General features: G+C 59.9%; 8 protein-coding genes and 1 pseudogene. 1 reads left to right on the top strand and 8 read right to left on the bottom strand.

Annotated elements, in window-relative coordinates:
- The 7 genes and pseudogenes from HLUSI_RS0102190 to HLUSI_RS0102170 form a co-directional block, all read right to left on the bottom strand.
- Window positions 1-219, bottom strand: a pseudogene (locus HLUSI_RS0102190) (type II toxin-antitoxin system HipA family toxin); the annotation flags it as partial.
- Between the two features lie 45 nt (window positions 220-264).
- Window positions 265-405 (bottom strand): hypothetical protein, encoded by a 141-nt coding sequence (locus HLUSI_RS33800; RefSeq protein WP_238533901.1) that lies wholly within the window; start codon window positions 403-405, stop codon window positions 265-267.
- The gene (locus tag HLUSI_RS33795; protein ID WP_238533900.1) at window positions 389-952 is read right to left on the bottom strand and encodes a HipA domain-containing protein; all 564 of its coding nucleotides are present in this window, start codon (window positions 950-952) and stop codon (window positions 389-391) included. The genes HLUSI_RS33800 and HLUSI_RS33795 overlap by 17 nt, the downstream gene beginning before the upstream one ends.
- Window positions 871-1,542, bottom strand: coding sequence for a HipA N-terminal domain-containing protein (locus tag HLUSI_RS33790; RefSeq protein WP_238533899.1), 672 nt, complete (start codon window positions 1,540-1,542; stop codon window positions 871-873). Before HLUSI_RS33790 ends, HLUSI_RS33795 begins: the two co-directional genes overlap by 82 nt.
- A complete protein-coding gene (locus tag HLUSI_RS0102180) occupies window positions 1,539-1,835 on the bottom strand; it encodes a helix-turn-helix transcriptional regulator (RefSeq protein ID WP_016832409.1) in 297 nt (98 codons plus the stop codon). The genes HLUSI_RS33790 and HLUSI_RS0102180 overlap by 4 nt, the downstream gene beginning before the upstream one ends.
- Window positions 1,836-2,024: 189 nt before the next feature.
- Entirely contained in the window at window positions 2,025-2,210 is a 186-nt protein-coding gene (locus HLUSI_RS0102175) for a YjfB family protein (protein WP_016832407.1), read from the bottom strand.
- Between the two features lie 227 nt (window positions 2,211-2,437).
- Complete coding sequence (locus HLUSI_RS0102170; protein WP_016832405.1) at window positions 2,438-2,620, bottom strand: hypothetical protein; 183 nt, start codon at window positions 2,618-2,620, stop codon at window positions 2,438-2,440.
- 164 nt (window positions 2,621-2,784) lie between these two features.
- On the opposite strand from HLUSI_RS0102170, the gene HLUSI_RS0102165 reads away from it, so the two are divergent.
- Window positions 2,785-4,857: a site-specific recombinase gene (locus tag HLUSI_RS0102165; RefSeq protein ID WP_016832402.1), complete on the top strand. Its 2,073-nt coding sequence runs from the start codon at window positions 2,785-2,787 to the stop codon at window positions 4,855-4,857.
- Window positions 4,858-4,871: 14 nt separating this feature from the next.
- Here the strand turns inward: HLUSI_RS0102165 and HLUSI_RS26570 are convergent.
- The coding region (locus HLUSI_RS26570) for an ABC transporter substrate-binding protein (protein ID WP_193365562.1) at window positions 4,872-5,327 on the bottom strand (456 nt) is incomplete at its 5' end.

Here is a 5,327-nt window from a genome sequence, read left to right as displayed (position 1 = left end):
TCCATATATAGCGCGGCGCTGCCAGGCGATCACGCTGGGGTTGTTGTCCAGATGCGCCTTGATGCGGCTGCGCTGGGTGTCGTTGAGCGGCAGGCTGCGCAGCAGCTCAGGCCAACTTTGCATCGCGCGCTCGACGGTGTCGACCAGCACCATCTGCAGCTTGGGTTCGGGGATGCGCCAGATGTTGGCCAGCTCGCGCAGCACCGCCGGCGTCAGCACGTTCCCTTGTGCGTTCCCTTGTGCGTTCCTCTGTACCGTCCTTCATCACGCTTTACCGCTGATCTTGCGCGCAGCGCGGCGCTGCCAGGCGATCACGCTGGGGTTGTTGTCCAGATGCGCCTTGATGCGGCTGCGCTGGGTGTCGTTGAGCGGCAGGCTGCGCAGCAGCTCAGGCCAACTTTGCATCGCGCGCTCGACGGTGTCGACCAGCACCATCTGCAGCTTGGGTTCGGGGATGCGCCAGATGTTGGCCAGCTCGCGCAGCACCGCCGGCGTCCTTCTCGCCGGGCGCAAACGCCAAGGCGTGACCATGCCCGGCGAGGTAAGCCGAATAGGCCACGATGTCATAGGCCGGCGACAGCTCTGCCGCTTGCGGCGTGCGATACAGCATGCTGAAATTCTTAAGATGGGCGTCGAAATTGCCGAGCAGTTCGTTCACCTTGATCCGCCGCAGCAGTTCGAACAGGTCTTCCTCGCCCTTGACGCTGCGCTCCAGCAGCACCACGCCGAGCGGGGTGCCGGTGATCTGGGCGAAGTCTTCCATGTGCAAGCGTCCGGTCGCGGTGCCGGCGTCGCGGTCGAAGCGATGGATCAGCAGGAAATTCTCGGCGTCGCTGCGCAGCCCGAACGGCAGGCGATCCGCAATCGCCGTCAGCGGCACCAGTTCGTGCTCGCACACTTGCACACCGGCGGCGCGCGCCAGTGCCAGCGAGGAGAATTCCACTTCCGGCATTTGCGGATAATCCGAGGCCGGCAGCTGCCGATGAAATGCGCGCCGCGCGAATCCTTGGAACGCATCACATAACGACCGCCCGCTGCGCGCACCAGCCCGATCTTGGGCTGCACGCCGGAGATCGATTCGCCGTCGGGGGTGGGCAACTGGCCGGCGCTCATTTCGTAGCTGTCGCGGCCCTGGCCGATCAGGCGGCCCAGATGCCGGTCGTCGAGGGTTTCCGACAAGGCCGACACATCGCCCGGCAAATCCTTGCCGCAATACGCCAGCAGGCCGAACTCGTCGTCGGGAGCAAGACCGGCGCGCTCGATCAGGTGCTTGCGCAACTGGCCTTCCGGCAACAGGTTCTGGAAAAACGCCGGCAAGCCGCCCTTGCCGTCGCCGCGATTGGCTTCCAGTGCGGGATTGAGCAATTGGGCGACGGTGCGCTCTTCGGTCGAGCCGCGATACAGCTGCGACAACACCGGCCGGTTCGGGTCAACGGCATAGGCGTCGTCGAAGCGGAAATACACGCGTCCGTCATCGAGCGCAAACAGCGAACCGACCTCGGTGACGCCGAGCCGGATGCGCAGGGATCGCAACATGCTCATGATCCGTTCCTCATCAAGGTATGCAGGCGCTCGGACAATTCGGTGCGCTCACCCTCGCCGCCCTGTTCGGCGGCACGTTGCGCCGAGACTTCCTGCGGCACCAGCAACAGCTCCAGGCCGAGTTCGGCGCAGATGGACAGCAGTTTGCTGAGTTCGATATTGCCCTTGCCGGTTTCCAGCGCCTGCAGGGTATTGCGATGAATGCCGCTGCGCTCGGCCAGGCTGCTCGAACTGAGTTGCCGGGCTTTACGGGTGCTGCGGATCTGACTGCCGAGGGCGAGAAGTGATTGCATAATAAATTGTGCTAATGGGCTCAATGTCCATTTTATTATGCATTTCTGAGAAAGCAAGGCATTGCATAATAAATTAGTCAAAAATATAAAATGACTAATTAATTAGGCAATTCAATAAAACTAAAAGACCGCGGAAACAAAAAATCGCCCCGGAGGGCGATTTCAAAGCATAAGACTGACAATCAAGAATCAGGCAACAGTATTGACGTTGCGGCCGATGTTCGGATTGGCAGGCAAAGGCAAGGCATTCAAGAGGCCCACGGCAGTCGTAGCCTGGACATCGAGCGCCTTTTTCAGCATCGCGATATTAACGGAATCACTGGCTTCTTTCGAAGCAAGCGCCGAAGCGACCGCGGGAATGTTACCAACGTCCATGATTCACTCCTTTGATGATGTCATCCTATAACGTCATCCTTTCGTATTTCTTTACGTCAATCAAGAGGATTTACAAAAATCTTTACGGTTTTTAGGCGATTTATTGCCAATAAAACAAAGACTTAACAAATTACCATGCGCGTCCGCAGTAGCTCGCGGCCAAAAAAAATCGCACCCCTTGCAGGATGCGATTGAATGGAAACCCACGCAATCCGGTTTCCTTCCCCTCAGGCCTTGGTATTGATGAGACGGCCGATATTCGGGTTGGCTGGCAAGGCCGGACTGATCAGGCCGATCACGTCGTCGACCACATGATTGGCGACCTTGGTCAGGTCCAACCCTATCCCTTCCACAGCTTTTTTCGCCAGCCAGGCGGTTGCGACGCCAGTTGCCAGAGATGCGATCTCCATGATGACTCCTTTTTTTTAACTGACCAGGCTGATGCAACTCCCCGTTAGCGACACAATCTGACATCTCTTTACGAAAATCACATGTCCTTATCTTTGTTTTACACAGGTTAAGATTGCGTCCCCAAACCGCTTACACTGGCCTCCGTTTATCTTTTATTGCATCCATGCTCCAGCTATTAGAAAAAATCAGCGCCGCTCTTGCCACCACCTCCGCCGGCAGCGAACTCGACCACGCCATTGCGTTGGTCAAGGTCTTGCGTCCGCAAAAGCGCGAAGCGCCCGAACTCGCCATCACCAATGTGCGCACGCTGACGCACTTGCTGCAGCAGCATCCGCACCACGCCGCCGCGCTGCGCCATTACTTGCTACACCTGCTGTCGGTACGTCGCCAGACCGGCCTGTACACCGACATTGGCATCCTGTCGAATGACGGCTTCTTCTCCGAGCTGCATCGCCGCCTCGCTTACCGCGTGCTGCCGCCGGCGTTGGATGACCGCTATCTGTCCGACTGCCTGGAAAAACTGTTTCCCTTCAACACCGACTATCTGTGGATGCACGCGGTGTCGGTCGACGACTGGGTTGCGCTGTTCGAGGTATTGCAAAACGCCGATGATGAACTGCCGTCCAAAATCGACACGTCCGACAAGTTCGACGAGCAAAAGACCCTGACCGAGATCCTGCTGGCGATTCAGGTCTTGTCCTACCGCATCAGCGCGATCGGCATCGAGCCGGAGCTGATCCGCATCTACAGCGACGTCAAGGCCTTCGAATCACCGTTCCTGATGCAGAACGTCGAACTGCACCGCTACCTCGACGGCTACATGCATCATCTCAATGGCGACCCGACGCCGCTGGAAGACGCCAGCCACGTACTGGTGATGCTGGATCAATGCCAGGAAGTCGTCACCCGCATCCGCAAGAGCACGCTGCGCCTGGGCACCAGCATCGCCGTCACCTACCGGCTGGTGCGCCTGGACCAGCATCTCGACCGTCTGCGCAAACTGCTGTCGCTGGTCGACGTCGGCAAGCCTGAAAATGCAGCGGCGCTGGCAACGCAAAAGCGCGCCATCGGCCTCGAACTGGGATTGGAACTGATCGAAGCGCACAACCGCAAGTACACCGTACGCGACCTGTTCGCCGCCAACATCAACCTGCTGGCGCGCAACATCACCGAAAACGCCAGCCGCACCGGCGAGCACTACATCGCCGAGGACCGGCGCGAATACGCCGCCATGTACAAATCGGCGGCGGGCGCGGGTTTCATCATCGGTTTCATGTCGATGATCAAGATACTATTCTCCTATCTGCGGGCGGCGCCGCTGGTGGAAGCCTTCCTGTTCAGCATGAACTATTCGCTCGGCTTCATGCTGATCCACGTGCTGCATTTCACGGTGGCGACCAAGCAGCCAGCCATGACCGCCTCGCGCATCGCCGCCGGGCTGCACAGCAGCGATGGCCGCAACCTCGATCTCGACAGCCTGACCGAACTGATCGTCAAGGTGATCCGCACGCAGTTCGTCGCGGTGCTGGGCAACCTGACGATCGCCTTCCCGGCGGCATATCTGCTGGCGAGCGGCTACTTTCTCCTGGCCGGCCATCACTTCGTCGCGCCGGACAAGGCGCAGCATCTGCTGCACGACATCGATCCATTCTCCAGCCTCGCCCTGTTCCATGCGGCGATTGCGGGCGTCTGCCTGTTCCTGGCGGGTTTGATCTCGGGCTACTACGACAACAAGGCGCTCTATACGCGCATGTCGCAGCGAGTGGTCCGTGCGCACTGGCTCAGCCGCTTGCTGGGCAAGGCGCGTACGGCGCGCTTGGGGGATTATCTGGAGATCAGCCTGGGCGGCCTGATGGGGAATTTCTACTTCGGCATCCTGCTGGGCACCATCGGCACCGTCGGCTTCCTGCTCGGGCTGCCGATCGACATCCGCCACATCACCTTCGCGGCGACCAATTTCGCCATTGCGCTGGTCGGCCTCGACCATGCCGTTAGCTGGGGCGTGATCGCCCTCTCGACCTTTGGCGTGCTGGCCATCGGGACCGTGAACCTGTGGGTGAGTTTTTCGCTGGCGCTGTTCGTGGCGCTGCGTTCGCGCCAGGTGAAGTTCCGCCACGGCTGGCCGCTGCTGAAGTCCCTGTGTGCGCGCTTCCTGAGGAAACCGGCGGACTTCTTCATCCCGCCCCGCGCGACAGCAGCCACGGCAGCAGCGCAGGACGGACCTGAATCGGCCTAGGATCAGCCTGAGTTCTATTTGTCCAGCTGCTCGTAGACACTGTTGGCGATGCGCGCCAGTTCCGTACGGTCAATGCTGCCCGACAAGGCGTAGCCGAACTTGCCGTCGATCCAGTAGAACACGTTGACCGTGCCTTCCTGCGCAAAGCGGAAGCCGGTGTCCTTGTTCTGCACCTGGTCGGTGGAGACGTACAAGGTCAGTCTCCGGCCCGCGCCATCGTGGTACATGAACTGCGCCACCGGTGCGCTCTGGCCCGGCAGCAAACGCCCGCCGATCAGTTCGTAACCCAGCGGCGCAAGAAATGCCGAGCGCGCTTCGCTGTATTGCAGGTAGGCGAAGACGACGTCGTCGGGCTTCATGCCGTCTTGCTCCAGGGCCTTGAGCAGCAGGTACTGACCGGCTGATCCTTTTGCGACGGCGATCTTCTTGCCTTGCAGGTCTTTCATGCGGCGCGCGCTCGATTCTTTTGG

The organism is Herbaspirillum lusitanum P6-12, assembly GCF_000256565.1.
GTDB classification, from domain to species: Bacteria; Pseudomonadota; Gammaproteobacteria; order Burkholderiales; family Burkholderiaceae_D; genus Herbaspirillum; species Herbaspirillum lusitanum.
Note: the sequence above shows the minus strand (reverse complement) of the source record. Positions and strands in the feature narration are given on the sequence as shown.